Annotated in this window: 25 protein-coding genes; 6 read left to right on the top strand and 19 right to left on the bottom strand. The window is 66.6% G+C overall.

Translation table 11 applies throughout. The features are described 5' to 3' along the window. Positions 1-3: 3 nt before the first annotated feature. From ahcY to OCH7691_RS02835, 8 genes are all read right to left on the bottom strand, one after another. Positions 4-1,299, bottom strand: coding sequence for an adenosylhomocysteinase (gene ahcY, locus OCH7691_RS02870; RefSeq protein ID WP_085881906.1), 1,296 nt, complete (start codon positions 1,297-1,299; stop codon positions 4-6). 155 nt (positions 1,300-1,454) lie between these two features. Then, complete coding sequence (locus OCH7691_RS02865) at positions 1,455-1,754, bottom strand: HPr family phosphocarrier protein (protein WP_217807759.1); 300 nt, start codon at positions 1,752-1,754, stop codon at positions 1,455-1,457. Continuing rightward, complete coding sequence (locus OCH7691_RS02860; protein ID WP_085881904.1) at positions 1,747-2,154, bottom strand: PTS sugar transporter subunit IIA; 408 nt, start codon at positions 2,152-2,154, stop codon at positions 1,747-1,749. The genes OCH7691_RS02865 and OCH7691_RS02860 overlap by 8 nt, the downstream gene beginning before the upstream one ends. A gap of 62 nt (positions 2,155-2,216) precedes the next feature. Further along, complete coding sequence (rapZ, locus tag OCH7691_RS02855) at positions 2,217-3,122, bottom strand: RNase adapter RapZ (protein WP_085881903.1); 906 nt, start codon at positions 3,120-3,122, stop codon at positions 2,217-2,219. Further along, positions 3,119-3,592, bottom strand: a complete 474-nt coding sequence (locus OCH7691_RS02850; RefSeq protein ID WP_085881902.1) for an HPr kinase/phosphorylase — start codon at positions 3,590-3,592, stop codon at positions 3,119-3,121. The genes rapZ and OCH7691_RS02850 overlap by 4 nt, the downstream gene beginning before the upstream one ends. A gap of 89 nt (positions 3,593-3,681) precedes the next feature. Further along, positions 3,682-5,346 carry a sensor histidine kinase gene (locus tag OCH7691_RS02845; protein WP_085881901.1) on the bottom strand — a complete coding sequence of 555 codons (1,665 nt, stop codon included), beginning with the start codon at positions 5,344-5,346 and terminating at the stop codon, positions 3,682-3,684. 9 nt (positions 5,347-5,355) lie between these two features. Further along, positions 5,356-6,048 (bottom strand): response regulator transcription factor, encoded by a 693-nt coding sequence (locus tag OCH7691_RS02840; RefSeq protein WP_085881900.1) that lies wholly within the window; start codon positions 6,046-6,048, stop codon positions 5,356-5,358. A 91-nt stretch (positions 6,049-6,139) separates the two neighbouring features. Beyond that, on the bottom strand, positions 6,140-7,525 hold the full coding sequence (locus OCH7691_RS02835; RefSeq protein WP_085881899.1) for an MATE family efflux transporter: 1,386 nt from the start codon (positions 7,523-7,525) through the stop codon (positions 6,140-6,142). A 233-nt stretch (positions 7,526-7,758) separates the two neighbouring features. Here OCH7691_RS02835 and OCH7691_RS02830 point away from each other — a divergent pair, with 233 nt between their 5' ends. Together OCH7691_RS02830 and OCH7691_RS02825 are read left to right on the top strand one after the other, a co-directional pair. After that, complete coding sequence (locus OCH7691_RS02830) at positions 7,759-8,493, top strand: HugZ family pyridoxamine 5'-phosphate oxidase (RefSeq protein ID WP_085881898.1); 735 nt, start codon at positions 7,759-7,761, stop codon at positions 8,491-8,493. 162 nt (positions 8,494-8,655) lie between these two features. Then, a complete protein-coding gene (locus OCH7691_RS02825) occupies positions 8,656-10,284 on the top strand; it encodes a phosphoenolpyruvate carboxykinase (RefSeq protein ID WP_085881897.1) in 1,629 nt (542 codons plus the stop codon). A gap of 45 nt (positions 10,285-10,329) precedes the next feature. On the opposite strand, the gene OCH7691_RS02820 is transcribed toward OCH7691_RS02825, so the two are convergent. From OCH7691_RS02820 to OCH7691_RS02770, 11 genes are all read right to left on the bottom strand, one after another. Further along, positions 10,330-11,253 (bottom strand): DMT family transporter, encoded by a 924-nt coding sequence (locus tag OCH7691_RS02820; RefSeq protein WP_085881896.1) that lies wholly within the window; start codon positions 11,251-11,253, stop codon positions 10,330-10,332. 218 nt (positions 11,254-11,471) lie between these two features. Then, entirely contained in the window at positions 11,472-12,674 is a 1,203-nt protein-coding gene (locus OCH7691_RS02815) for an acetyl-CoA acetyltransferase (RefSeq protein ID WP_085883461.1), read from the bottom strand. 11 nt (positions 12,675-12,685) lie between these two features. Continuing rightward, positions 12,686-14,128: an OB-fold domain-containing protein gene (locus OCH7691_RS02810; protein ID WP_085883460.1), complete on the bottom strand. Its 1,443-nt coding sequence runs from the start codon at positions 14,126-14,128 to the stop codon at positions 12,686-12,688. A 42-nt stretch (positions 14,129-14,170) separates the two neighbouring features. Beyond that, entirely contained in the window at positions 14,171-15,184 is a 1,014-nt protein-coding gene (locus OCH7691_RS02805) for a zinc-dependent alcohol dehydrogenase family protein (protein WP_085881895.1), read from the bottom strand. A gap of 157 nt (positions 15,185-15,341) precedes the next feature. Then, positions 15,342-16,136 (bottom strand): HesA/MoeB/ThiF family protein, encoded by a 795-nt coding sequence (locus tag OCH7691_RS02800; protein WP_085881894.1) that lies wholly within the window; start codon positions 16,134-16,136, stop codon positions 15,342-15,344. 8 nt (positions 16,137-16,144) lie between these two features. After that, complete coding sequence (gene cysK, locus OCH7691_RS02795; RefSeq protein ID WP_281251877.1) at positions 16,145-17,125, bottom strand: cysteine synthase A; 981 nt, start codon at positions 17,123-17,125, stop codon at positions 16,145-16,147. A gap of 78 nt (positions 17,126-17,203) precedes the next feature. Continuing rightward, positions 17,204-17,659 carry an RrF2 family transcriptional regulator gene (locus tag OCH7691_RS02790; protein ID WP_085881893.1) on the bottom strand — a complete coding sequence of 152 codons (456 nt, stop codon included), beginning with the start codon at positions 17,657-17,659 and terminating at the stop codon, positions 17,204-17,206. 15 nt (positions 17,660-17,674) lie between these two features. Next, positions 17,675-18,145, bottom strand: a complete 471-nt coding sequence (gene dut / locus OCH7691_RS02785) for a dUTP diphosphatase (RefSeq protein WP_085881892.1) — start codon at positions 18,143-18,145, stop codon at positions 17,675-17,677. Further along, positions 18,145-19,350 carry a bifunctional phosphopantothenoylcysteine decarboxylase/phosphopantothenate--cysteine ligase CoaBC gene (gene coaBC, locus OCH7691_RS02780; protein WP_085881891.1) on the bottom strand — a complete coding sequence of 402 codons (1,206 nt, stop codon included), beginning with the start codon at positions 19,348-19,350 and terminating at the stop codon, positions 18,145-18,147. Before coaBC ends, dut begins: the two co-directional genes overlap by 1 nt. A gap of 101 nt (positions 19,351-19,451) precedes the next feature. Continuing rightward, positions 19,452-21,017, bottom strand: a complete 1,566-nt coding sequence (gene ubiB / locus OCH7691_RS02775; protein WP_085881890.1) for a 2-polyprenylphenol 6-hydroxylase — start codon at positions 21,015-21,017, stop codon at positions 19,452-19,454. 7 nt (positions 21,018-21,024) lie between these two features. After that, positions 21,025-21,834: a class I SAM-dependent methyltransferase gene (locus tag OCH7691_RS02770; RefSeq protein ID WP_085881889.1), complete on the bottom strand. Its 810-nt coding sequence runs from the start codon at positions 21,832-21,834 to the stop codon at positions 21,025-21,027. A 17-nt stretch (positions 21,835-21,851) separates the two neighbouring features. On the opposite strand from OCH7691_RS02770, the gene mutM reads away from it, so the two are divergent. From mutM to OCH7691_RS02750, 4 genes are all read left to right on the top strand, one after another. After that, a complete protein-coding gene (gene mutM, locus OCH7691_RS02765; RefSeq protein WP_085881888.1) occupies positions 21,852-22,682 on the top strand; it encodes a bifunctional DNA-formamidopyrimidine glycosylase/DNA-(apurinic or apyrimidinic site) lyase in 831 nt (276 codons plus the stop codon). Between the two features lie 141 nt (positions 22,683-22,823). Next, positions 22,824-23,600, top strand: coding sequence for an enoyl-CoA hydratase (locus OCH7691_RS02760; protein ID WP_085881887.1), 777 nt, complete (start codon positions 22,824-22,826; stop codon positions 23,598-23,600). A gap of 92 nt (positions 23,601-23,692) precedes the next feature. Then, positions 23,693-23,959, top strand: coding sequence for a 30S ribosomal protein S20 (gene rpsT / locus OCH7691_RS02755; protein WP_085881886.1), 267 nt, complete (start codon positions 23,693-23,695; stop codon positions 23,957-23,959). 548 nt (positions 23,960-24,507) lie between these two features. Next, positions 24,508-24,954 (top strand): rhodanese-like domain-containing protein, encoded by a 447-nt coding sequence (locus OCH7691_RS02750; RefSeq protein WP_085881885.1) that lies wholly within the window; start codon positions 24,508-24,510, stop codon positions 24,952-24,954. Positions 24,955-24,958: the final 4 nt, after the last annotated feature.

The following is a 24,958-nucleotide window of genomic DNA, read 5'->3' as shown; positions in this document are numbered from 1 at the left end:
CGCTCAGTAGCGGTAGTGGTCGGGCTTGTAGGGGCCGGCCTCGGTCACGTCGATGTAGCTGGCCTGCTCCGGCGTGAGCTTGGTCAGCTTGGCGCCAAGCTTCGCGAGATGCAGCGCCGCGACCTTCTCGTCGAGATGCTTGGGCAGCACATAGACCTTGTTCTCGTACCGGTCGGCACGGTTCCACAGCTCGATCTGCGCCAGAACCTGGTTGGTGAAGGAGGCGCTCATCACAAAGCTCGGATGGCCGGTCGCGCAGCCGAGATTGACCAGCCGCCCCTCGGCGAGGACGATCAGCCGCTTGCCGTCGGGGAAAACGACCTCGTCGACCTGCGGCTTCACATTCTCCCAGGTGTAATTGCGAAGCGCGGCAATCTGTATTTCGGAATCGAAATGACCGATGTTGCAGACGATCGCCCGATCCTTCATGCGCCGCATGTGGTCGAGCGTGATGACGTCGATATTGCCCGTGCAGGTGACGAAGATGTCGCCGGAGGCGACCGCGTCGTCCATGGTCGAGACCTCGTAGCCCTCCATCGCCGCCTGCAACGCGCAGATCGGGTCGATCTCGGTCACCACGACCCGCGCGCCCTGGCTGCGCAGCGCGGCCGCCGAGCCCTTGCCGACATCGCCATATCCGGCCACGACGGCGAGCTTGCCGGCCAGCATCACGTCGGTCGCCCGCTTGATGCCGTCGACCAGGCTTTCCCGGCAACCGTAGAGATTGTCGAACTTCGACTTGGTCACCGAATCGTTGACGTTGATCGCCGGGGTCAGAAGGGTTCCGGCCCGTTCCATCTGGTAGAGACGGTGCACGCCGGTCGTCGTCTCCTCCGACAGGCCGCGGACCTCCTCCATCATCTCGGGATACTTCTCGTGCATCACCTGGGTAAGGTCGCCGCCGTCATCGAGGATCAGGTTCGGGGTCCAGCCGTCCGGACCATGAATGGTCTGCTCGATACACCACCAGAACTCCTCCTCGGACTCGCCCTTCCAGGCGAACACCGGCACACCCGCGGCGGCCACGGCTGCGGCGGCCTGATCCTGGGTCGAGAAGATGTTGCAGGACGACCAGCGGACCGTGGCGCCGAGATCGATCAGCGTCTCGATCAGCACCGCGGTCTGGATCGTCATGTGCAGGCAGCCCGCGATCCGCGCGCCCTTGAGCGGTTGGCTATCGCCGAATTCCTCGCGCAGCGCCATCAGGCCGGGCATCTCGGATTCGGCGATCGCGATTTCCTTGCGGCCCCATTCGGCCAGGGACATGTCGGCGACCTTGTAGTCCTGATTCTCGCTCATCGATTTTCACCTGTCTTGACGGAGCGGAGGCCTCGGCCGGCGGGCACGATGCCTGAAACTGCAGGTCGGGTGTTTAACAGGCTCGAATGCGGGATTCAAGATCGATATAAAGAAATCTTTATATCTTGATATCAGCAATCAGGAGACACCGGCGATCAGTCCTCGTGGAAGCGATCCGCGATCAGCCGGCAGAGCGCGTCGATTGCCTCGGCCGCCTGCGGACCCCTGGCCCGGATCTCGAGCGCGGTACCCTTCGCCGCCGCCAGCATCATTAGGCCCATGATCGAGAATCCGGAAACCTGCTGACCGTCCTTCACGACCGTCACGTCGGCCTCGAACTCGTTCAGGCACTTCACGAATTTCGCCGCCGCGCGGGCATGCAGGCCGCGCTGGTTGTCGATTACCGCATGGCGGACGAGAGTCTCCCCGGATTTGTCAGGACTGCCGTCAGCCACGGTCCAGGGCCAGGAGATGCGACGCGACGTTGATGTATTTGCGCCCGGACTCCTGGGCCGCAGTGACCGCCGCCTGCATGTCGTCGTCGCCGCGAACGCTGGCCAGCTTGATCAGCATCGGCAGGTTGATGCCGGCGATCACCTCGACATTCGCCTTGTCCATGATCGAGATCGCCAGGTTGGAAGGCGTCCCGCCGAACATGTCGGTCAGCAGAATGACGCCGGCGCCGCTGTTCACGGCACTCACCGCCTCGAGGATCTCCTTGCGGCGTTCCTCCATGTCGTCGTCCGCGCCGATGCAGACGGCGCGCACATTCTCCTGCGGCCCCACGACATGCTCGGTCGCGGCAATGAATTCCTCGGCCAGCCGCCCGTGGGTTACCAGTACCATGCCGATCATCGAGTTTCCGTCCGTATCAGCGGCTCTGATTGCGCATTGTTCGCATGGCCATGTCGCCGCGTCTAGACCTGCAAGTCCCGGTGCCGGACACGTGGCCTGTATCCCGCCTCGTCCAGCAGCTCGGAAATCAGGCCGGCCACGAACACCGACCGATGCTGGCCGCCGGTGCATCCGACGGCAATGGTGAGATAGGTTTTTCCCTGGCGCACGTAATGCGGCAGCAGCGGCAGGAGAAAGCGCTTGAGCCCGGACATGAACTCCTCCAGCACCGCTTCGCGGCGGATGAATTCGGCGACTTCCGGGTCTCGCCCATCCTTGGCCCGCAGGGATTCGCTGTAGAACGGATTGTTCAGGAAGCGGGCGTCGAAGACCATGTCGGCATCGCGCGGCACGCCCTGGCGGTAGGAGAAGGACAGCACGGTGACATGCATGTCGTGCCGGCCGACCAGCGCGAAGTTGTCGCTCAGCCGACGTTGCAATTCGGGCAGGGTGAGCGCGGAACTGTCGATCACGTGGTCGGCATGGGCCTGGACCTCGCGCAGCAGCGCGCGCTCGCTCGCTATTCCCTCCATCACCGGGCGGTCGACGGCAAGCGGGTGGCGGCGTCGGGTCGCCATGAAGCGCCGGTTCAGGACCTCGTCGTCGCAATCGAAATAGAGGATCTTGCAGTCGATGTCGTCGCGCCGGCCGAGCGTTGCCGCGTGGCGGGTGAAATCCTCGGCGCTGAACTGCCGCGTCCGGCTGTCGATGCCGACGGCGATCGCGCTTTCCCGGGTCAGCGATTGCGGGTTGAGAAGCTCGTCGATGAGCTTGAGCGGCAGATTGTCGACAACCTCCCAGCCGAGATCCTCGAGAACCTTCAGGGCCGAGGTCTTGCCGGCGCCCGAGAGGCCCGACACGAGCAGCACCCGCGCCCGTTCCGGGCGGTCGCCCTCGGATCCGGCAGCCGTTGCAGCGATGTTGCTCATCGTCCCCGAAGCACCGTTACCGGTGCCGCTGTCAAGGGTTCGTCATCCGCGCGAAGCATGGCCAGCCGGGGCAGGGCGAGACGGATCTTGGCTGGCGTCGCGCTTTCGAAGGCCGCCAGAAGGAGCAGCGGCAGCGCGATGCCGTCAATCTCGTAGTCGGCGTTCCCAGGCAACCGTTCGACCGTGGCCGGATCGACGAGCGAAACCGCCAGTGCCAGTTCGACTTCCGCCAGCGCCGGCATCCGGACGATGCCGACACCGCGAAGCTCGAGAAGTCCGGCAATCGTGGGCGGAGAGGCGGCGAACAGGCGGCCTGCGCGGCGCGTGATCGTCACCTGGTCGTCGGCGACCAGCAACGCGCCGCCGTCGATCAGGCGCAGCGCGAGATCCGATTTTCCGCTACCGGAAGGCCCGAGCAGCAGGATGCCCCGTTCCTCGATCGCGACACAGGTGCCATGAAGCGCCATCATGGCCCGGAAGGTGCGCTATCGGACCGGCCCAGTCAATGACCGGATCGTCGGATCGCGCGGGGCCCGGGCAGCGCCCCTGGCCGGTCCGCTCAGGATCGGGCCGGCAGAACGATCCGGAACCGTGCGCCGATCACGCCACCACCGGGCCTGCGGCGGTTCTCCGCCGATATCGCGCCGCCATGGGCCTCGATGATCTGCTTGGAAATGCTGAGCCCGAGCCCGGAATGGGTGCCGAATGCCTCGCCCCGCGGACGTTCGGAATAGAAGCGGTCGAAGATCGCCTGGCGCTTGGCCTCGGGAATGCCGGGCCCGTCGTCCTCGACCTCGATGATCACGTCGTCGTCGTCGCGATAGCCGCGCAGCCTTATCGAGCCCCCTTCGGGCGTGAACGTGCGGGCATTGTCGATCAGGTTCCGGATCACCTGGCCCAGCCGGATCTCGAGACCGGCGACGATCAGGGGGTCGCCGTTGCCGACATCCACGGTGATCGGCGGCAGGCTGGCCGGCTGGGTCGCGCGATAGACCTCGACCACCCGGTCGAGCAGCTCGCCCATGTCGACATCCTCTGTTTCCGACCGCGAGAGTTCGGCGTCAAGACGGGAGGCATTGGAGATGTCGCTGATCAGCCGGTCGAGCCGGCCGACATCGTCGCGGATGATCTTCTGCAGCAGCGCGCGCTTGTCCGGGTCGACGTCGCGCTGCAGCGTCTCGACGGCGCTCGACAGGGAGGTCAGCGGGTTCTTGAGCTCGTGGGCGACGTCGGCGGCGAAACTCTCGGTCGCGTCGATCCGCCGGTAGAGCGCCCGGGTCATCTCGCGGAGCGCCCCGGACAGGTCCCCGATTTCGTCGCCGCGGCGGCGGAAATCGGGGATGTCGGCGCGCCTGCCAATGCCCTTGCGGACCCGCTCAGCAGCCAGCGCGAGACGGCGAATCGGTCGCGCGATCGTGCTCGCGAAGAACAGCGACAGCAGCGCGGTCACGCCGAGCGTGCCGGCCAGGACCATGAGTGTCGTAAGCTGTTCGGAGCGCACCGTCTCGTCGATCTGACGGCTGTCGGTGACGATCACGAGCACACCGAGGACCTGTTTCAGGCCCTGTACCGGGATCGCCGCGCTGATCATGGTGCGACCCGAGATATGCCGCCGCAGACGCTCGGCGCTTTCGCCCGAAAGCGCCAGCACCGCCTCCTCGAAATCCTCGAAGCGCGGCGTCAGCCGGTCGATGTAGGGCGTCAGATCGTCGTCCGAGCCAAGTACCTCGGCAATCGCGTCATAGGCCTCCTCGGCCACCTCGGTCGGCCAGCTCGATTCCTCCGGCGGCGGCAAGGGCTCGATCAGCACCTCGCGTCCGGCGGCGATCAGCCGGCGGCTGTCGGCAACCAGCACGCCATCCTCGTCGAACAGGAAGGCGGTACTGCGCAGCGGCACCATCATCCGCCGCAGGATGCCGGGGGTCGCCTCGTTGCGCAGCGTCAGCTCCGTGCTGGCACTGGATTCCGAGGTATGGCGGAGTGCCGCCTCGCCGAGCGCCCCGGCGATCAGCGTCGCCTCGGTCCTGAGCGAGTGGATGCGCGCCTCGATCAGGCCGGAGCGGAACTGGTCGAGATAGAAGATGCCGCCGACCATGAGGACGAGCGCGACGACATTGATCGCGAGAATCCGGCCGGTCAGCGAGGAGAACGGCCAGCGCCGGCGGACCGCGCTGGCCGAGCCGGTGCCCGGCCCGTCCGCCCGTAGCGGCGGCGACGCTGTCATCCGGTCTCCCTACTCGACCCGGTAGCGGTAGCCGACGCCGTAAAGCGTCTCGATCGCGTTGAAGCTGTCGTCGGCCGCCTTGAACTTCTTGCGCAGTCGCTTGATGTGGCTGTCGATCGTCCGGTCGTCGACATAGATATTGTCGTCGTAGGCGGTATCCATCAGCTGGTCGCGCGTCTTCACGTGACCGGGACGCTGGGCGAGCGCCTGTAGAATCAGGAACTCGGTGACGGTGAGCGTGATCTCCTCGCCCTTCCAGGTACAGAGATGACGATTCGGGTCGAGCGTCATGTTGCCGCGAACCAGCGGCTTGGAATCGCCGTCCTCGGGCACACCCTCTTCGCGCGGGCGGGCGCGGCGGAGCACGGCGCGGATCCGCTCGAGCAGGAGACGCTGGGAGAACGGCTTCCGGATGTAATCGTCGGCACCCAGTTTCAGCCCCAGCACCTCGTCGATCTCGTCGTCGCGCGAGGTCAGGAAGATCACCGGAAGGGCCGAGTTCCGGCGCAGACGGTTGAGCGTCTCCATGCCGTCCATCCGGGGCATCTTGATATCGAGCACCATCAGGTCCGGTGGATGATCGGCGACCCCGTTAAGGGCCTGTTCGCCGTCCGGATAGGTCCGCACATCGTAACCTTCGGCCTCGAGCATGATCGAGACCGAGGTCAGGATGTTCTGGTCGTCGTCGACCAGGGCGATCATTGGTTTCACACTTCACCCCCGGATATCCGTCTGCGGCGCGCCCGGCCCATGTAATCCCGCCGTTCCGGCCGAATTGGGGCCGAAGATGGGCCTAAATGCGGCGCCCGCCCCGTTTCGTAACATAGTGGAAACGCAACGCGCCAAGAAGCGTCGCGACGATCACGCCCGGCAGGATCGACATGACCAGCCCGCGCGCGCCGCTCTCGACGACGAAGCACATGTAGGCGGCGATCGGAACCGTCAGCAGCCAGAAGGCGGTGACCTGCATGACCAGCGGCACCCAGACGTCGCCGGCTCCGCGCAGCGCGCCGATCAGAACGCCCTGTGCCCCGTCCGGGATGAGCACGAAGGCGCAGAGGAAGACCGCCGGGACGGCCACGGCAAGCAGGGCCGGGTCGGCCGAATAGAAGCCGGCCAGCCGATCGGGCAGGGTCAGGAACACCACTGACAGCAGCAAGGTCACGATGCCGTTCAGGAAAAGGCCCGCCCAGCCCGCGATCGCCATGCCGCGCGGGTCGCGGCGCCCGACGGCGTTGCCGACGCGGATTCCGGTCGCTGCCCCGGTGCCGACGGCGGCCATGAAGGCGAGCGACAGCAGGTTGATGCAGATCTGGTAGGCCGCGGTCGTTTCGGTTCCGAGATAGCCGGCGAAAATCATGATCATCATGAAGGCGGCGGTTTCCGACCCCTGGGCCAGCGCCATCGGATAGCCGATCCGGCGGAGACTCCGGCCGAGCTCCGCGATCTCGCCGGACGGCGCGAAGATGCCGTAACGGTCTCGCCCGGCCATCGTCAGCACATAGAGAATCAGCAGGATCGCGGCGAGCCAGCGAAGGATCCCTGTCGCGGCGACCGCACCGACCGCTCCCATCGCCGGGACGCCGAAGCCGCCGCCGATCAGGACATGATTGAGGCCGATGTTCAGGATGTTGACGACGACCATGACGACGAGCCCGGGCAGCGGCCGGTTCAGCGCCTCCAGGAACATCGTTGTAACGACGTAGAGCAGCAGTGCCGGCATCTGCCAGGCGAAGGTGGCGAGCACCCGGCCGGCGCCCGCCGCGAGATCGGCCTCCTGGCCGATCGCGGCATAGAAGAATTCGCCGAACAGGCAGATCACGCCCCAGACGATGCCGATGCCGAGCGCATGTTTCAGGCCGACCCGCCAGATCGCCCCGCAGCGCCCGTATTCCTCGGCGCCCCAGGCCTGGGCGGTCATCACCGCGGTGCCCATCAGCATGCCGACGCCGAGCAACAGCAGCATGACCATCGGCGCCGAGCCGAGCGCGAGATAGGCGAGCTCGTTGCTCGCATGCAGCCCGGTCATCATGGTGTCGACCGAGACGAGGACCAGCATCCCCATGCGGCTGACCACGACCGGCGCGGCGAGACGGGCCGTCCGGCCGAGGTGCTCGGCCAGGCCCTGCGCCGGCGGACCGACCGTACCCTGCCGGATGTTCAGTTGCGGACTTGCCATGGGCGCCACCGGTCGGATTGCCTGGGAAACGTCATCGTCGATCAATCACATTCGTGGAGGGGTCCAGACGCATCGGGCTACTGGCGCCACCGACAGCGCGGGAATTGACCATACTGGATTCCGTTCGCGGAATCGCCCACTTCGATCGGTACCCGCGCCCTTGCCTCCCGCGCCCGGTCGGCTAGGGTCTGCTCCGTGGCGGTATCGCCACGGCGGTCTTATCGGGTGACGGAATGACGGATTTCGACGACGCGGCGGCGGTCGAGGCGCGGCGCCTGTTGCGCGGTACCGGGACGGCGACACTGGCGACACTGGACGTGGCCGGTGGCGGACCCTATGCCTCGCTCGTCCAGGTCGCGACCGACCTGGCCGGGCGACCCTTGCTGCTGCTGTCCGGCCTCGCCCGCCACACCGCCAACCTGATCGCCGATCCCCGCGTCTCGCTCTTGTTCGACGGGACCGCCGGCCTTGCCGAACGCCTGACCGGGCCCCGTCTCAGCCTGCAGGGCGGGATCGCGCGGATCGACAAGAGCGGGGCCGGAGCGGAGCGATTCCTCCGTCGCCACCCGGGCGCCGCCGGTTATGTCGGCTTCGGCGATTTCGCGCTCTACCAGGTCGAACCGGCGGAAGCCCATCTAGTGGCCGGCTTCGGGCGGATCGTCGCGATCGCGGCCGCCGAACTGCTGGCGCCGGTGGCCGATCCGCTGGCCGAGGCGGAAGAGGGAATCGTCGCGCACATGAACGACGATCATGCGGACGCCCTCGATCTCTACGCGACCCGGTTGCTCGGCCGCTCCGGCCGGGGCTGGCGGATGACCGGTATCGACGGCGAGGGAATCGACCTCGCGCTGGCCGGTGAAACCGCTCGACTCGCCTTCCCCCGCCGGATCGCTGATGCGGCGGACGCCCGGGCCGTCCTGGTCGAACTGGTGGGAGAGGCGCAGAGCCGGGGCGCCACGGCCGATTGAGGGGATTTCGGTTGCACCCCCCCGACCGGCTATCTATTTTTCATTGACCATGCTCCACCGGGCAACGGCGGTCGATCGTCGCGAAACGATTTCGCAAATATTTGCGTTGCTTGATGTAACGGTCGGGAACGCGGCAAATTCGTGCCTGTTAACGGCAGGAACATGGCATTCGGGAGACGCCTGGTGAATCAAATCGGCATTTTCAACAAGCAGTACGGGCTCGAGAAACAGGGCCTGGTAAACGTCAAATCCGTTTACTGGAACCTGAACGCGCCCCGACTCTATGAGGAGGCCGTCAGGCGCGGCGAGGGGATCATCGCCGACGGCGGCCCGCTGGTCGTCGAGACGGGCCAGCATACCGGCCGCTCCGCCAACGACAAGTTCATCGTCAAGAACGAGGAAAGCGCCGACACCGTCTGGTGGGGTGCGGTCAACAAGCCGTTCGAAGAAACCCGCTTCGCCGAGCTGCATCGCCGGGTACTTGCCTATTACCAGGGCCGCGACGTGTTCGTGCAGGACTGCTTTGCCGGCGCCGACCCGAATTTCCGGCTCTCGGTCCGCGTGGTCACCGAGACCGCCTGGCACAGCCTGTTCACGCGCAACATGCTGCTGGTCCCGGACCGTAACGAGCATCAGTCCTTCGAGCCGGCCTTCACCATCCTCCAGGCCCCGGGCCTGAAGGCCAATCCGGAAACCGACGGCACCCGGTCCGACGTCTTCGTTCTGATCAATTTTGCCGAGAAGCTGGTGCTCATCGGCGGCACCTCCTACGCGGGCGAGATCAAGAAGTCGGTCTTCTCGATCCTCAATTACCTGCTGCCGGCGAGGAACGTCATGCCGATGCATTGCTCGATCAATGTCGGCGACGCGGGCGATGCGGCGATCTTCTTCGGCCTCTCGGGCACCGGCAAGACGACGCTGTCGGCCGATTCCAGCCGCATGCTGATCGGCGACGACGAGCATGGCTGGTCGGACAACGGCACCTTCAACTTCGAAGGCGGCTGTTACGCCAAGGTCATCCGCCTCTCCGAAGAGGCGGAGCCGGAGATCTACGAGACCACCCGGCGCTTCGGTACCGTGTTGGAGAACGTGATCTTCGATCCGGAAGCGCGCGACCTCGACCTAGACGACGCGACGCTGACCGAGAATACCCGGGCCTGCTACCCGATCGACTTCATCCCGAACGCCAGCGTCGACGGCATCGCCGGCCATCCGAAGAACATCATCATGCTGACGGCGGACGCCTTCGGCGTGCTGCCGCCGATTTCCAAGCTAACCCCGGAACAGGCGATGTACCACTTCCTGTCGGGCTATACGGCGAAACTCGCCGGTACCGAGAAAGGTCTCGGCAAGGAGCCGCAGGCGACTTTCTCGACCTGCTTCGGCGCCCCCTTCATGCCGCGTCATCCGTCCGTCTATGCGGAACTGCTCGGCAAGAAGATCGCCGAGCATGGCGTGACTTGCTGGCTGGTCAATACCGGCTGGACCGGCGGTGAATTCGGCACCGGCGAGCGCATGCCGATCAAGTATACCCGGGCGCTTGTCAATTCGGCGCTGGCCGGCGAGCTGAAGGACGCCCCGACCGCGCAGGACCCGCATTTCGGCCTCGCCGTGCCGCAATCCTGCCCGGGCGTGCCCTCGGAAATCCTCAATCCGCGCGAGACCTGGGCCGACAAGGCCGCCTATGACGCCAAGGCGCGCGAACTGGTCGACCGCTTCATCGCCAACTTCACCCAGTTCGAGGATTACGTGGACGCCAACGTGCTGGCGGCGGCGCCGGACGCGGCCTGATACGATTCCGCCAGCTTTCGTCGATCGAGAAGCGCCCCGCGGCCGTCAGGCCCGGGGCGTTTTCGCTTTGCGCCGTCCGGTCGCGGTCAGCCAGACGCCGAACAGGACCAGCGCCATGCCAATCACGTGGTAGGCGTGCAGGGTTTCGCCAAGCAGCAGAATCGCCAGCAGCCCGGCGAAAACCGGCATCAGGTGAATGAACAGGCCGGTCCGGTTGGCGCCGACCAGCTCGATACCGCGGTTCCAGAAAAGATAGGCGAGCAGGCTCGGGAAGATCGCGACGTAGAGCACGCTCGCGACCGTGACCGTGTTCAGGTGCATGACCGAGCCCGAGGCGATCTCCCAGCCGTAGAACGGCAGCAGGAAGAAATCCCCGATCAGGAAGGACGCGGCGACGAAGGCCAGCGGATGGATCGCCGGACGGAGCCGGAAGCAGGCGGAATAGATCGCGTAGGAGGCCGCGGCGGCGACCACCCAGAGATCGCCGGCGCCGAACGATAGGCCGAGCAGGATCGCCAGCGTCCCCTTGGAGATCAGCGTCAGCACGCCGATCAGCGACATCAGGATGCCGAGCCCGCCGCGAAGTCCGACCCCGTCGCGGAAGAACAGCCAGGAGAAGAGGACGATCAGCACCGGCATCGACGAGTTCACCACCGTCGCGTTGAGCGCCGTGGTCGTCGTCAGCGCCACATAGACCATCGTGTTGAAGCACGAGACGCCGAAGATCGAGAGAAGCAGTATGACCGCCCAGTGGCGGCGGATTTCCGGCCAGGCGCGCACCAGGTGCGGCCAGGCGAACGGCAGGATGATCAGCGAGGCGATCGCCCAGCGCCAGAAGGCCAGGCCGATCGGCGGTACCGCCTCGTTGACGGCCCGGCCGACGACGAAATTGCCCGACCAGAACAGCGCCGTCAGCGTGAGCAGCAGATAGGGCAGCCGCCAGAGGCGATCAAGGAGGGGCCAGCGCATGCGGTCAGCGTCGCGCCGGCGCGCGCGGCCGGTCCTCGCGCATCGGGTCGCTGCCGTCTCTCAGTCCGTCGTTACGCCGCATCGGGAACCCCGCTTCCGCCGGCGGAAGCGCCGGCCGCCGCCATCCTATCGATCGCGCCGTGGCCGCGCAGCCCCGGAAGCCGTGGCCGGACGGGAAGCAGTTTTGCCTGGCCCGACCGGTCGCCGGGACCCGGCCGTCAGGCGCCGTAGCGGCCGACGATCGAGACCGAGGAGACATTCCGCCAGGGCGAGCCACCCAAGTTGTGGGTCATGCCGAAGACCGGATCGGCGAGTTGCCGCGCGCCGGCCCGACCCTGGATCTGCAGGTACATCTCGTACATCATGCGGAGCCCCGAGGCACCGATCGGGTGGCCGAAGCATTTCAGGCCGCCGTCGATCTGGCAGGGGACACCGCCGTCGGCATCGTAGAAGCCGTCGAGCACGTCACTGACCGCTTGACCCTCCTCGGAGATGAACAGGTCCTCCATCGTCACCAGCTCGGTGACCGAGAAACAGTCATGCACCTCGAACATGCTGATCTGCTCGCGCGGCGTCTCGATCCCGGCTTCCTGGTAGGCCCGCTTGGCGGCGATCCGGGTCGTCTTGAAATGGCTGCCGTCCCAGGAATTGTGCTGGGATTCGACGCCGTTCGAGACCGAGAGCTGGAGCGCCTTGACCGAGACAAGATCCTTCTTGCCGAGGCTCTCGGCAATCTCCGGGCGGGTCAGGATGGCGCAGGCCGCGCCGTCGGAGACGCCGCAGCAATCGAACAGGCCGAGCGGCTCGGCGATCATCGGCGCATTGATCGCCTGTTCCTCGGTGATCGCCTTCTGCAGATGGGCCTTCGGGTTCTTCGTGCCATTGTCGTGGCTCTTGACCGAGACATGGGCGATCGCGCGCTTGAAGGTCTCCTTGTCGATGCCGTGCTTGGCACGGTAGGCGGAGGCGAGCTGGGCGAAGCTGCCGGGCGCGGTGACATTGGCCCACCACATCGGCACCAGCGGGCCGCGGCCCTGCACCGGCAGGCCGCCATAGCCGGTATCCTTGAGTTTCTCGACGCCGAGGGCGAGGGCGAAATCGCAAGCCCCCGAGGCCACCGCATAGGCGGCGGCACGGAACGCCTCGGTTCCGGAAGCGCAGTAATTCTCGACCCGGGTGACCGGGATATAGGGCAGGCGGAGGGCTTCCGAGAGCGGCACCGCCGACTTCCCGACGCTGACCTCATCGAAGCAGGTCGAGAGCCAGGCGGCGTCGATCTGGTTCTTCTCGATACCCGCGTCCGCAAGTCCCTCACGGAAGGCCTCGAGCATCAGGTCGTCGGCGCTCATGTCCCAGCGTTCGCCGAACTTCGAGCAGCCCATGCCGAGAATGGCGACTTTGTCCTTGATTCCGGTAGCCATCGTCTCCTCCCTCAACCCTGCCGCGCCGGGGCAGCCTTCCAGAAATATTTCCGGAAGCCCCGATCGCTGTCCATTTCCTTGATGCGGAACTCCATCCGCATGTCCATGCCGACCTCGACCTCGCCTTCGGCGACATCGGTGAAGTCGGCCATGAAGCGGCCGCCGCCGTCGAACTGCACCATCCCGTAATGGGCCGGCGGGGTCGGTACGAAGACCAGGTGGTCGGCGGACCAGGTCAGGACCCTGGCCGGCTCGTCGGCGAAGGGATAATCGTCCTGGCTGTCGTACTCGCCGCAGTTCGGGTTCACGCAGAGCGCGCTTTTCGGGAACTGCCGCGTACCGCAGGTCCGGCAGACTCCGCCGATCAGCGAGGTGACCATGTCGCGCTTGCGATAGAGCGTGGACAGCGCGGTCTGGCCGTCGATCTCGGCGCGCTTGCCGTGCTCCTGATCGACGAGGCCGTTCATCGCGAGATATTTCTGGTAGTTGGTTTCCGGCCGCCCGCGCGCCAGGTGGCCGCCGATGCCGATCCGGGGCTCGAGGCGGGCGATCCCCTCCTCGACCTCGAAAACGAGCGCGTCGGCGCCCTGGCCGAAGCCGACCAGCACGATCTTCTGGCCGGGCCTTGCCTGTTCCAGCACACGCGTCAGCATGACCAGCGGGTGCGCCGCGCCGGCCTCGCCCATGACCGCCTGCAGCGTGTCGCTGACCGCCTCGGGCCGGATGCCGTATGTCCGCGCGAAGCTGCGGGTTACCGCCGGATAGACACAGGGCATTACGAAATGATCGATCTCGGCGCCGCTGATCCCGGCCTCGGCAAGGGCCGGTTCCAGCGCCCGGGGTACGATCTTCTGATAGCCCTCGTCGCGGATCCAGCGTTCCTCCCAGCCATATTCGAAGCGATGGTCGGGCGCGCGGTAATGATCGACGAAATCGACCGCGACGCCGGCGCTGGCGACCAGGCGAGCGATGCCCGGGCCGGGCCCGATCAGCAGTGCCGCCGCGCCGTCTCCGTAAAGCGCCTCCTGCGGCGCCCCCGAACGGGCCTCGCGTTTCTCGCTGGCGATCAGAAGGGTGCGGCCGCTGCCGTCCCGGCAGGCGGCGGCGAGCGCCGTGGTCGCCGCCCGTTGCGAACCCGTGACGTCCATCGTCGTCGCCGTTTCGGGCAGGCCGGCGGCCGCGGCCACGACGCCGGCATTCTGGCGGTCGACGAAGGGCAGGGTGGTCGAGGCAAGATGGCAGGCGGTGACAGACTCCTTCGCCACGCCGGTCAGGCAGTCTCGGGCGGCCGCGACCGCCATGGTCAGCGGGTCCTCGTCCCAGTTGCAGATCGACCGTTCGCCGGCCATGTGCGCCTTGAGCGCCGGATTGAACCAGGAATTGGCGGTGACGATCGCTTCGCGCGACAGCCGGAGCCGCGGGACATAGCCGCCATAGGCCAGGATGCTAACCATCGGACGCGTTTCCTCCACAAGGCGCTGTTGTCTTCATCTTGCTCAGATCTCGATCACGATCTTTCCGAAATGACCGCCCGATTGCAGGTGGTCGAATGCCGCGCGGATCTCGGCGAGCGGGAAGGTCCGGTCCAGCACCGGCTTGATCCGGCTCTGCGCGATTGCCCGAAGCATCGCCGTGAAATGTTCGTAGGAGCCGACGGTCACGCCCTGCAAACGGATGCTCCTCATGACGATGATCGGCACGTTCAGTTCGTGCCGGTTGCCGGCCAGCACGCCGATCATGCTGATCCGGCCGCCGACGCGAACCGCCCGGAGCGACTGCTTCATCGTGCCGGCGCCGCCCACCTCGACCACATGGTCGACGCCCTGGCCCTCGCTGCTGAGGGCCCGCGCGCGATCGCCCCAATCCTTGACGTCGACATAATTGATCAGGTGATCGGCGCCGAGCGCCCTGCAGCGCTCCAGCTTGGCGTCGGACGAGGAGGTCGCGATCACCGTCGCGCCGGCGGCATGGGCGAACTGCAGTCCGAACAACGAGACCCCGCCGGTACCCTGAACGAGGACACAGTCGCCGGGCTTGGTCTCGCCCTGCGCGATCACCGCGTTCCACGCCGTCAACCCGGCACAGGGCAGGGCGGCGGCCTCGGCGAGGCTCAGATGTTCAGGGACATGCGCGATCGCGTCCGGGCGAAACAGCCGGTATTCGCAGGCAACACCATCCATCCGGCCACCGAGGTTGACCGAGAACCTGGCCTCGCTCGGCTCGCCCGACTGCCAGGCCGGGAAGAAATGCCCGACCACCCGATCGCCGGCCTTGTAGCCGGTGACACCGGCACCGACCGCCTCGACCTCCCCGGCGCCGTCGGAGAGCGGCACGAGATCGCTTTGGCGCTGTTGCGAGCCGTAACCGCCGTTGATCACCAGCAGGTCGCGGAAATTGAGCGTCGCGAAGCGCAGCCGGACGAGCACCTCGCCGGGACCCGGCTTCGGCACCGGACGATCCTCGACGACCAGGTTATCGATCCCGGGGCTCTTGAGTATCGCGGCCTTCATCACGCTTCCCTAACGGTCGTTTGGTCGAATTCGGTATCGAGACTAGCCCTCGGCCGAACCGCCAACAAGGGCCGGCGAAAGGATAGGCCGTGTCCGGCCGATTATCATGCCGAATCTGCCGCGGATAGGCGAGCGCGGCCGGCCCGGGCAGGGCCGGTCAGGCGGCGTGGGCGCGGAGATCGCGGATCGTCGCCGCCTCGCCGCAAAGCGCGCAGGCCGGATCCCGGCGCACCCGGACGGTGCGGAACGCCGTCGCCAGGGCATCGAAGATCAGCAGGCGGCCCGACAGGCTCTCGCCAACGCCGGTGATTTCCTTGATCACCTCGTTCGCCTGCATCGAACCGATGATGCCGGCAAGCGCGCCGAGCACCCCGGCCTCGGCGCAACTCGGCACAACGTCTGCCGGCGGCGGGCTCGGGAACAGGCAGCGATAGCAGGGATTGTCGCCTGGCTCATGCGCCTTGAAGGTGGTGAGCTGGCCGTCGAAGCGGAGGATCGCGCCCGAGACCAGCGGCCGGCGCGCGAGGTAGCAGGCGTCGTTCACGAGGAACCGGGTCTCGGGATTGTCCGAGCCGTCGGCGACGATATCGTAGGCACCGACGAGGTCGAGTGCGTTCGAGGCATCGAGGCGAACCGTATGGCCGACCAGTTCGACATCGGGATTGAGCGAGGCGACGGTGACCCCGGCGCTCGCCGTCTTGGTCATGCCGATCCGCTCGGTGCCATGCGCGATCTGCCGCTGCAGGTTGGACAGGCTGACCGTATCGTCGTCGACGATGCCGATCCGCCCGACGCCGGCCGCTGCGAGATACATCACAAGCGGCGAGCCGAGCCCGCCGGCACCGACGATCAGGACCGAGGCGCCAAGCAGCCGCTGCTGCCCGGCGCCACCGATCTCGTGCAGGATCACGTGGCGGGCATAGCGTTCGAGCTGATCGTCGGTGAACGCCATGATCCGCCTCAGAGTCCTTCGAAGAGCGCCGTCGAGAGATAGCGTTCGGCGAAGGAGGGGATGATCACGACGATGGTCTTGCCGGCCATGTCGTCACGCTCGGCAACCTCGAGGGCGGCGGCGACCGCGGCGCCGGACGAGATACCGCAGGGAATGCCCTCCAGCCGGGCGACGCGACGCGCAGTCTCGAAGGCGGTCTCGTTACCGATCGTCAGCACCTCGTCGATCAGGCTGGTGTCGAGATTGTCGGGCACGAAACCGGCGCCGATCCCCTGGATCTTGTGCGGTCCCGGTTTGCCGCCGGAAATCACCGGGCTGTCCTCGGGCTCGACGGCGATCATGCGGATCGCCGGATTCCTTTCCTTCAGGTAGCGCCCGACACCAGTCAGCGTGCCGCCGGTGCCGACGCCGGAGACCACCGCGTCGACCTTGCCGCCGGTGTCGGTCCAGATCTCGGCCCCGGTCGTGACCTGGTGAATGACCGGGTTCGCGGGATGCTTGAACTGCTGCGGGATCAGCGCGTCGGGCAGCGAGGCCACCAGTTCCTCGGCCCTGGCGATTGCCCCGCCCATCCCCTTCTCGGCCGGCGTCAGCTCGAGTTCGGCACCGAGCAGCTTCAGCATCTTGCGCCGCTCGACCGACATGCTTTCCGGCATCACCAGGATCAGCCGGTAACCCTTGGCCGCGCAGACGAAGGCGAGCCCGATCCCGGTATTGCCGGAAGTCGGTTCGACAAGCACCGTGTCCGCCTTCATGCGGCCGGCGGCCTCGATCGCCTCGACCATGCTGACCGCGATCCGGTCCTTGACCGAAGCGATCGGATTGAAGAATTCGAGCTTGAGCAGCACCTGCGCCTTGGCGCCCTCTTCGGCCGCCAAACGGTTGAGCCGGACGAGCGGCGTCCCGCCGATCGTGTCGATGATCGAATCGTAGATCCGTCCGCGTGGCGCCGCCTTGCGGCCGGTCAGTGGTTTCTCGTTCTTCGTCACTTCGGGAGCCCCGCTTGTCAGAATTTCCTTGGATAGCCACCCGGGCTGACGCGGGCGGCCGGCTCATTGTTCCGGTCGCTAGATGGTGAAATCCAGCTTGTTGCGATTCTCCGCCCTGATTCCCACCTTGCCGGCGCGCCGGCAGAGTTCCTCGAGCGTCACCTCGTCCAGCCGCCGCACCAGGTCGGCACGCAACTCGTCCCATAGCGGATAGACCACTTCCCGGCCGATCGCGGAGCCGAGCGGCTCGCGTGCATCCGCCTCGTCCTCGGCGAAGCCGTCGACGACCCGGAGGATCTCGCCGACCGAGATGCGGCGCCTTTCGCGGGCCAGCGTGTAACCGCCACGCGGACCCCGGACGCCTTTCAGGATTCCGGCCCGGACAAGCTGCTGCATCACCTGCTCGAGATAGCGTTGCGGAATGCCCTGGCGACGCGTGATCTCCTTCGACTGGACCGGTTCCGGCCGGGCGTTGTAGGCGATGTCGACGACGGCCTCGAGGGCGAAGAGTGTTTTTTTCGGGAGTTTCAGCATGAGGCTTCCGTTAGTTCATGTCCGGCGACCGGCCGCACCGGTTCCGGTCGAGCCGAAACCGCCCGCGCCACGCGCGCTGTCGGGAAGCGAGGCGGCCTCGGTGAAGGTCGCCTGGAGCACCGGGGCGATCACCATTTGCGCGATGCGGTCGCCGCGAACAATGCGATGGGGTTCCTTGCCGAGATTGACCAGGATCACGCCGACCTCGCCCCGGTAATCGGAATCGATCGTGCCCGGGCTGTTGAGCACGGTGATCCCCTTCTTCAGTGCAAGACCCGAGCGCGGCCGGACCTGCGCCTCGAAGCCCGCCGGCAGGGCAATGCTGAGACCGGTCGGCACCAGCACGCGCGCGCCGGGCAGCAGCTCGATCTCGGTCTCGGTCGCGGCGATCAGGTCCATCCCCGCGCTGCCCGCGGTTTCGTAGGCGGGAAGCGGCAGGTCGCTGCCATGCGGCAGCCGCTGGACGATGATCTCTATGCTCTTCATCACGTTCGGTCCTCGAAATAACGGGCGATACGGCCAGCCAGTCGCCCGGCCACTTCCTGCTTGCTCATCTTCGGCCAGTCCTCGGCCCCGTCCGCGGAAATCAGGTGGACGCGGTTGTCATGGCCGCCGAAGGTCCCGCTCGCCGGCGCGACATCGTTGGCAACAATCCAGTCGCAGCCCTTGCGGCCGAGCTTGGCAACCGCATGTTCGACGACCTTCTCGGTTTCCGCGGCAAAGCCCACGACCAGCGACGGCCGGCCTGATGCCAGCCGGCTCAGGGTGGCCAGGATGTCGGGATTCTCCGTCAGCGCGAGACTCGGCAACGCGCCGCCTTCCTTCTTGATCTTCTGGACGGCCTCGCAATCGATCCGCCAGTCGGCGACCGCGGCGGCGCAGACCGCGATATCGGCCGGCAGCGCCGCCTCGCAGGCAGCCAGCATCTCGCGCGCCGTCTCGACACGGACCATGGAAACACCGGACGGCACGGGCTCCCCGGACGGGCCGCTCACCAAAATCGTTTCGGCGCCGAGACGGGCGAGTGCGGCGGCGATCGCATGACCCTGCTTTCCGGATGAACGATTGGCGATGTAGCGCACCGGGTCGATCGGCTCGTGCGTCGGGCCGGAAGTGACGATGGCGCGCCGGCCGGCGAGCGGCTTGCGGCCGCCGGACTGCAGGAAGTCCATGACGGCGTCGGCAATCGTCTCCGGCTCGGCCATCCGGCCATAGCCGAACTCGCCGCAGGCCATGGACCCTTCCTCGGGCCCGACGACCAGAACGCCGTCGCCCTTGAGCGTCTCCAGGTTGCGGCGCGTGGCCGGATGCTCCCACATCCGGACATTCATCGCCGGCGCGACCATGACCCGCTTGTCGGTGGCGAGCAGCAGCGTCGAGGCCAGATCATCGGCATGCCCGTGCGCCATCTTCGCCATCAGGTCGGCGGTCGCCGGCGCGACCACCAGCAGGTCGGCCGCCCGCGAGAGCTCGATATGGCCCATCTCGGCTTCGTCGGTCAGCGAGAAGAGGTCCATATGCACCTTCTCGCCGCTGAGCGCGGCCAGCGACAGCGGGGTGACGAACTGGCTCCCGGCGCCGGTGAGCACGCCGCGCACGCGGACGCCGCGCTCCTTCAGGCGACGGACAAGTTCCAGCGCCTTGAAGGCAGCGATGCCGCCGCCAACGATCAACAATACCGTCTTGTCCATAACCTTAGGCGCTAATGTTTGAATTCACGTAATAGAGCTGTGGATAAAGTAGTCACACATGTTCGACGATACAAGCCGATTCGGGAGATGGCCAGACGGCCTCATCCCACCGCGATGGATACGGCGAGCACGAGGATCGCCGCGGCAATCACCAGCGCCCGCTGCCAGCGGCCGCGATCGAGCCGGGCGAGCGCCGCGGCCTCGGACTTTTCCGTCGTCGGCCCGTTGCGGCTGGCGACCAGGGCCGCAAGGGTGCGCTCGGCCTCGTCGGCAAGCGCCGGCAGGCGACGGAGCAGTCGCGCGCCCGCGTCGCCGGCGTCCCTGAGCCGGCCCTCGGGGCCCAGATTGTCTTCCGACCAGCGGACGATCACCGGCTCTGCCGCCTCCCAGAAATTGACGTCGGGATCGAGGCCGCGGGCGACGCCTTCGGCGGTCACCATGGTCTTCTGCAACAGCAGAAGCTGCGGCTGCGTCTCCATGGCGAAGGTCTCGGTGACCCGGAACAGCTGCAGAAGCAGGCGGGCGATCGAGATCTGGCTGACCGGCTTGCCCCGTATCGGTTCGCCGATCGACCGGCAGGCCTGGGCGAAGATCTCGACCGACTGGCTGGCCGGGACGTAGCCCGCCTCGAAATGGACCTCGGCGGCACGCCGGTAATCGCCCTGCAGAAAGGCGTGCAGCATCTCGGCGAGAAACAGCCGGGTGCGCCGGTCGATCCGGCCCATGATGCCGAAATCGACCGGAATGAAGGCCCCGTCCTCGCCGACGAACAGGTTGCCCTGGTGCATGTCGGCATGGAACAGGCCGTCACGAAGGGCCTGCAGCAGGAAAACCCGGATCACGTTGGTGGCGATCGCCGGCAGGTCGTGGCCGGCCTCGGCAAGTGCGTCCCGATCGCCGATCCCGAGGCCCTGGACACGCTGCATCGTCATCACGCGGCGCCCGGTCCGTTCCCAGTCGATCGTCGGCACCCGGTAATTCGGATCGTCGGCGAAATTCTCCGCCAGTTCCGAGGCGGCGGCCGCCTCGAGGCGCAGATCCATCTCGATCTCGACCGAGGCGGCAAGCGTCTCGACGACCTCGACGGGCCGCAGCCGCCGCGCATCCGGCACGAACCGGACGAGCTGGTGGGCGAGCCAGCGGAAGAGCGCCAGGTCGCGACGGAAGGCGGCCTCGACCCCCGGACGCAGGACCTTCACCGCGACCTCGTTGGTCTCGCCGGTCTCCGGATCGGCGACGGTCGCGAAGTGAACCTGGGCGATCGACGCGGCCGCGACCGGCCGGTCGGAGAAATCGATGTACAGCGCGGATACGGGCTTGCCCAGCTCGCTCTCGATCGCGCTGCGGACGATCTCGGCCGGGTAGGGCGGCAGGCGATCGCGAAGGCTGCCGAGATCGCTGGCGATCTCCTCGCCGAGCAGGTCGGCGCGCACCGAGAGCGCCTGGCCGAGCTTGATGAAGCTCGGTCCAAGCTCGTGCAGCGCCGCCGCCAGCCGCTCGCCGGGGCGCTTGCCCGCGACCGGTCTGCCTCGCCCGCCGAGCAGGCGCAGCAGCCACAGGAACGGGCGCGGGATGTCGGCCTTCTCCAGCGGCTCGAGCGCGCGGTGGCGGGCAAGCGTCCGGCCAATGCCGATCAGCCGTGCGATATGGCGCGTCGAGCGCAGCATGGCGGTGTCAGACCACCCAGGCGGAATGGAGCGCGGCGATACCGCCGGAGAGATTCCGGTAGCTGACGCGGGAAAGCCCGGCCTCCCGGATCATCGTCGCGAAAGTCTCCTGATCGGGAAAGCGGCGGATGCTTTCCACCAGATACTGGTAGGAGTCCCGGTCGCCGGCGACGAGGCCGCCGAGACGGGGCAGCAGGCGGAAGGAGAATTCTTCGTAAAGCCGGTCCAGGCCGGGCACCGCGACGTGACTGAACTCAAGGCAGAGAAAGCGGCCGCCGGGCCGGACTACCCGGCGGGCCTCGCGCAGCGCGCCCGGGATGTCGGTCACGTTGCGGATCCCGAAGGCGATGGTATAGGCGTCGACGCTATTGTCGGCGACCGGCAGCCGCGCAGCGTCACCGGCAACCCAGCCAATACCCTCCACGATGCCCGCGTCGATCGCCCGGTCGCGGCCGACCTCCAGCATGCGTGGCGTATAATCGACGATCGTCACCCGGCCGTCACCGTCCAGCCCCTTCAGGAAGCGCCGGGCGATATCGCCGGTCCCGCCAGCCACGTCGAGCAGATGCTGACCCGGGCGCGGCGCCAGGTTGGTCACCATGTCGGCCTTCCAGAGCCGATGCACGCCGCCGGACATCAGATCGTTCATCAGGTCGTACTTGGGCGCGACGCTGTCGAACACGCCGCGGACCAGCGAGGGTTTCTCCTCCCGGTCCACCGTGCGAAAGCCGAAATCGGCCGTTTGCCTGTCCGTCACGCCTGCCCTCGATGCGCCTGAGCCTTGGGTTCGCGGCAAGATAGCGCAGCGATTTGCCATAAGCTACAGTGCCGCCCATGCCCGAGCTTCCCGAAGTCGAAACGGTGTGCCGCGGCCTTGCCGCCGTGATGGTCGGACGTCGCCTTGCGCGCGTCGTCCAGCGCCGTCCGGACCTGCGCTTCCCGCTGCCCGAGCGGTTCGCCGAACGGCTCGCCGGACGCCGTGTCGTGACCATGCGGCGGCGCGCCAAGTTCATCCTCGTCGATCTCGATGACGGCACCGTGCTGATCGTCCATCTCGGCATGTCCGGCCGCTTCGACGTGCAGCCGCCGCCGGAGCCGACGCCTGGCCGCCACGACCACATCGTCTTCGTCACCGAAGACGACATGATCGTGACCTTCAATGATCACCGCCGCTTCGGGTTCATGGACCTGGTGGCGGAACCCGACCTGGCCGGCTACCGGTTCCTCGCCGGACTGGGACCGGAGCCGCTCGGCAACGCGTTCAACGGCCAGGCCCTGGCTGCCGCGCTGGCCGGGCGGCATAGCCCGATCAAGGCCGTGCTTCTCGACCAGCGTGTCGTTGCCGGGCTTGGCAACATCTATGTCTCCGAGGCGCTGCACCAGGCCGGGATCTCGCCGCGCAGGCTGGCCGCCAATGTCGGGCCGGCCCGCGCCGAACGCCTCGCGGCAGCGATTCGCGACGTTCTCAACCGGGCGATCGCCGCTGGCGGATCGAGCCTTCGGGACTACCGGCAGGCGTCCGGCGAACTCGGCTATTTCCAGCACAGCTTCGCCGTGTACGACCGCGCCGGGGAGGCCTGTCCGTCGCCCGGCTGCGGCGGCACGATCCGCCGCATCGTGCAGTCCGGCCGCTCGACCTATTATTGTCCGGTGCACCAGCGCTGAGCACGGCGCCAGTATCGATACGCCGTGCCGGGCGGTCACGGCAGTTGATCTCGCCGGCCCGGTAGGCGTAAACAGTCGGCCACGCATGACATGATGCCGCCCCGTATCGGTGGCGTCGGCAGAAGGAAACGGAACCGTTCCATGGCTTACGAGAATATCCTTGTCAGCACCAAGGGGCCGGTCGGCCTGATCACCCTCAACCGCCCGGAGGCGCTCAACGCCCTCAACAAGGCGCTGATGACCGAGCTGGCCGAGGCCATCGACGTGTTCGAGGCGGATGACGCCATCGGCGCTATCGTCCTGACCGGCTCCGAGAAGGCTTTCGCCGCGGGCGCGGACATCAAGGAGATGCAGTCGAAGTCCTACATGGACGTCTACAAGGAAGACTTCATCACCGCCAACTGGGAGCGGATCACGACCTGCCGCAAGCCGGTCATCGCCGCGGTCGCGGGGTACGCGCTCGGCGGCGGCTGCGAAGTCGCGATGATGTGCGACTTCATCCTCGCCGCGGACAACGCTCGTTTCGGCCAGCCGGAGATCAATCTGGGCACCCTGCCGGGCGCCGGCGGCACCCAGCGACTGACCCGCGCGATCGGCAAGGCCAAGGCGATGGAGATGTGCCTGACCGCCCGCATGATGGATGCCGAGGAGGCGGAGCGCGCCGGCCTCGTCAGCCGCATCGTCCCCGCCGACAGCCTGATCGACGAGGCGATCAAGGTGGCCGAGCGGATCTGCAGCCTGTCGCGGCCGTCGGTGATGATGGCCAAGGAATCGGTCAACAAGGCCTTCGAGACGACGCTTCGGGAGGGCATCCTGTTCGAGCGGCGGATCTTCCACTCGACCTTCTCGACCGAAGACCAGAAGGAAGGAATGGCGGCCTTCGCCGAAAAGCGGAAGCCGCAGTTCAAGAATCGCTAATTCACCGCTCTCGACCGGCGAACACCGGTTGACGGCTTGACGCGGCGTCGCTATAACGCCGCCTTCCGATTTCCCTTGGAGCGTGACCAACGATGGCGCACCACAAATCAGCGCTCAAGCGCATTCGCCAGACGGCACGACGCACCGAAGTCAACGGTGCCCGTCGCAGCCGTATCCGGACCTACGTCAAGAAGGTCGAAGAGGCGATCACGACCGGCGACAAGGATGCCGCTTCGCAGGCACTGCGTGTCGCGCAGGCCGAATTGGCCCGTGGCGTGAGCAAGGGCATCCTTCGCAAGAATACCGCGTCGCGGAAGACCTCGCGGCTCGCCGCGCGGGTCAAGAGCCTCTCGGCCTGACTTCGGTTCGACGCCGGATTCGATGACGCCGCGCCTTCCGGGCGCGGCTTTTTCGTGTCGGCGGACGGCATGCGATCCGGCCCGGCACTGGCGCCCTGCGAGGTGATTCTCTCGCCGGACGGAGACCCGGATCCGGATGTTCAGTTGCATGAATCTGTAACAAATTGATTCATTCGAAATCTGGTATCGGGCCATCCGCGAGATACGACATACGCCCTACGTCGGGTGTAATAGCGTGGCCTGATAACCACCGCAGGGTAGAAATCGCGGCGAGTCCCGCGCAGCCTATTGCAAGGCCATGACACTCTGACTAACCTGTGCCACGAGGCGGCGGGGCACGCCAGAGACAGTCCTCAGACTAAAATCCGGATGTATTCGACGGTTACTGGAAAGTACTCGGTCGATGAACTGCGCGAGAAATCGCCTGATTTGTTTGTGTGTGGATGCAGATCAGTTCAAGACATATGGGTGTCATTTTGTACGCGTATCGAGTTGTTTAGGCAGTCTTGCTCTCTAACTTCATGAAGAAACAAAAGGGCTCGTAGGAAATGGCGCGGGGACATGACGGCGCGGATGCCGTGGCATATGCAGGGGACGTATCGCCGCGGGATGCCTGGGAGATGCTGAAGGGGGACGATCGGGCGACGCTGGTCGATGTTCGGACGGACGCCGAGTGGTCCTTCGTCGGCATCGCGGACCTGTCCGGCCTGCCGAACAGGGCGACGCATATTTCCTGGAAGCTGTTTCCCAGCATGAGCCCCAACGGACGTTTCGTGGATGAGGTCTCCAAGCTGGTCGCCGAGCGCGACGCGCCGATCCTCTTTCTCTGTCGTTCGGGCGCCCGCTCGCGCGACGCGGCGATCGAGATGACCGCCGCCGGCTACCGGCGCTGCTACAATATCGCCGAGGGGTTCGAGGGCGATCGCGATGCCCGCGGCCACCGCGGCACGGTCAACGGCTGGAAAGTCGCAGGCCTTCCCTGGACGCAGGGGTAGCGCG

Source organism: Oceanibacterium hippocampi (genome assembly GCF_900172325.1).
GTDB lineage: Bacteria > Pseudomonadota > Alphaproteobacteria > Sneathiellales > Sneathiellaceae > Oceanibacterium > Oceanibacterium hippocampi.
This window is presented reverse-complemented; position numbering and strand designations above follow the sequence as displayed.